Below are 2,685 nucleotides of genomic sequence, written 5' to 3' on the forward strand. Positions count from 1 at the left end.
ATCCAGTCACGCGAGTCACGTGCCTGATCACGCGATCTTGAGTCCCCTTTTCCCGTGCGTCGACAAACCGGCCGGTATGCTGAGTGTCCGCACGAGAAGGAGCCGGTCATGACACGAGCGACCACCCGGAAGGCCGAGGCAGGCGGCGAAGACCAGGCCGCCGTCCCGCGCCGTCTGCTGTCGCACGCCACGAAGCTCTTCGCCAAGAAGGGTTTCGACCGCACCTCCGTGCAGGAGATCGTCGAGGCGGCCGGGGTCACCAAGGGCGCGATGTACCACTACTTCGGCTCCAAGGACGACCTCCTTTACGAGATCTACGCCCGGGTGCTGCGCTCGCAGACCGAGCAACTCGAAAAGGTGGCCTCGAGCGAGGCGCCGCTGCGGGAGCGCCTGCGCTCCGCCGCCTCCGACGTCATCGTCAGCACGATCGACAACCTCGACGACAACACGATCTTCATGCAGTCCATGCATCAGCTCAGCGTGGAGAAGCAGAAGGCCGTCCGCGCGGAACGCCGCAAGTACCACGAGCGGTTCCGCACGCTGATCGAGGAAGGCCAGGAGTCCGGCGAATTCCGCGGGGACAAACCGGCCGACGTGATCGTCGACTTCTTCTTCGGCTCCGTGCACCACCTCGGTTCGTGGTACCGGCGTGGCGGCGCGCTCTCGGCCCGCCAGATCGGCGACCACTTCGCCGATCTCCTGCTGGCCGCGCTACGGCCCGAGTAGAGCCGTTCGGCGGGGTCCGACGGTTTCCGGACGAACCCCGCCGGGTGGATCAGGCGGGCAGGTCGATCAGCGGCGCGAGAGCCGCGCGATGCCGCCCAGGAGTGCCCAAGGCGATCTCGTCGCTCTTCGCACGCTTCAAGTACAGATGCGCGGGGTGCTCCCAGGTCATGCCGATCCCGCCGTGCAGCTGGATCGCCTCTTCGGCCGCGTGGACGGCGATGGGGGAGTTGCGGGCCTGCGCCACCGCGACCGCGATCGCGATGTCGTCGCCGGAGGCCAGGCAGTCGGCGGCGTACCGCGCGGTCGCCCTGGCGTTGACCAGATCGGTGTACAGGTTCGCCAGCCGGTGCTTCAGCGACTGGAAGGAGCCGACCTGACGGCCGAACTGGTAGCGCTCCTTGAGATAGCGCACCGTTTCGGTCAGCGCCCACTCGGCGATCCCGAGCTGTTCCGAGGCGAGCAGCCCCGCCGCGGTGACGAGTGCGGTGTCCAGCGCGGACGTCGCCGTCGAGGCGTCGGCGACGCGTTTCGCGGCCACGTTCTCCAAGGTCACGTCGGCGATGCGCCGGGTGAGATCGAGGGAGATCGCCTCGGTGACCGTCACACCCGCCGACGCCACGTCGACCGTGTACAGGCCGGGGCCGTCGGGTCCTGCCGCCGGGACGACGAGCAGTTCGGCCACCGAAGCGTCGACGACGCTGCGGACTTCGCCGCTGAGCGTGCCGTCGGCCGCCGCGGTGACCGCCGAGGGGAACTCGGCGCCGGGTGCGGTCGACAGCGGTACGGCCAGCGCGCCGATGAGCGTGCCCGCGGCCAGTTTCCCGAGCCGTTCGGTCACTTCCGCCTGCGACGTGTCGGTCGCCAGCAGGGCCGACGTCGCCAGGACGGCGCTGCCGAGATAGGGGACCGGGGCGACACTGCGCCCGAGCTCCTCCATCACGACGGCGACCTCCCGCGCCGAAGCGCCGTGCCCGCCCAGCGCCTCCGGGACGGCGAGACCCGCCGTGCCGAGGTCGGCGGCGAGCGTGCGCCACAGCTTCAGGTCGTACGGTTCCGCCGTCTCGGTCCTGGTGATCAGGGCCGCCGGTTCCGCGCGGTCCTTGAACAGGTCGCGGACGCTCGCGCGAAGGTCCTCTTCGACCTCGGTGTACAGCAGGTCGCTCATCGGGGCAGGTCCTTCCAGGCGACGTCCTTGTCGATCCGCGGCTCGGACGGCAGGCCCAGCACGCGTTCGGCGATGATGTTGCGCAGGACCTCCGAGGTGCCGCCCTCGATGGAGTTCCCCTTCGCGCGCAGATAGCGATAGCCGGCCTCGCGGCCGAGGAAGTTCACGCCGTCGGGACGGCGCATCGTCCAGTCGTCGTAGCGCAGACCCTCGTCGCCGAGCAGCTCGATCTCCAGCCCGGACGCGGCCTGGTTCAGCTCGGAGAACGCGACCTTGACCGCGGACCCCTCCGGCCCCGGCGCGCCCGCGGCGAGCTGCTGCCGCAGCCGCGAACTCACCAGGCGCAGGCTTTCGCCCTCCACCCACAGCTTCAGCAGCCTGTCGTGCAGTTCGGACGTGCGCAGCTCCGGGCGCTCCCGCCAGACTTCGGCGACGACGCCGACCATGCCGCCGTCACGCGGGAACTCGGTCCCGCCGATCGCGACCCGTTCGTTCATCAGCGTGGTCTGCGCGACCTTCCAGCCTTCACCGACCGCGCCGAGGCGGTGCGCGTCGGGAATACGGACCTCACTGAGGAAGACCTCGTTGAATTCGGCCTCCCCGGTGATCTGCCGCAGCGGCCGGACCTCGACGCCCGGCGCGGTCATGTCGCACAGGAAGTACGTCATGCCACGGTGTTTCGGCACGTCGGGATCGGTGCGGGTGACCAGGATGGCCCACTGCGACTTGTGCGCGCCCGACGTCCAGACCTTCTGTCCGGTGACCACCCAGTCGTCGCCGTCGCGCACCGCGCG

3 protein-coding genes are annotated in these 2,685 nt (G+C 69.8%); 1 reads left to right on the forward strand and 2 read right to left on the reverse strand.

Translation table 11 applies throughout. From position 1 onward, the window contains the following. The first annotated feature begins 108 nt into the window (after positions 1 to 108). On the forward strand, positions 109 to 726 hold the full coding sequence (locus AVR91_RS41090) for a TetR/AcrR family transcriptional regulator (protein WP_016333237.1): 618 nt from the start codon (positions 109 to 111) through the stop codon (positions 724 to 726). A gap of 49 nt (positions 727 to 775) precedes the next feature. Here AVR91_RS41090 and AVR91_RS41095 read toward each other — a convergent pair whose 3' ends face one another. Further along, a complete protein-coding gene (locus AVR91_RS41095; protein WP_063276184.1) occupies positions 776 to 1,891 on the reverse strand; it encodes an acyl-CoA dehydrogenase family protein in 1,116 nt (371 codons plus the stop codon). Continuing rightward, positions 1,888 to 2,685 (reverse strand): acyl-CoA dehydrogenase family protein (locus AVR91_RS41100; RefSeq protein ID WP_076857556.1); only part of this gene is annotated, 798 nt, incomplete at its 5' end. The genes AVR91_RS41095 and AVR91_RS41100, both read right to left, overlap by 4 nt.

Source organism: Amycolatopsis keratiniphila subsp. keratiniphila, from assembly GCF_001620365.2.
GTDB lineage: Bacteria > Actinomycetota > Actinomycetes > Mycobacteriales > Pseudonocardiaceae > Amycolatopsis > Amycolatopsis keratiniphila.

What these genes read in the sequence shown, in the direction of transcription:
- AVR91_RS41090 (WP_016333237.1), top strand. Translation starts at nt 109, where the DNA reads ATGACACGAGCGACCACCCGGAAGGCCGAGGCAGGCGGCGAAGACCAG.
- AVR91_RS41095 (WP_063276184.1), bottom strand. Translation starts at nt 1,891, where the DNA reads ATGAGCGACCTGCTGTACACCGAGGTCGAAGAGGACCTTCGCGCGAGC.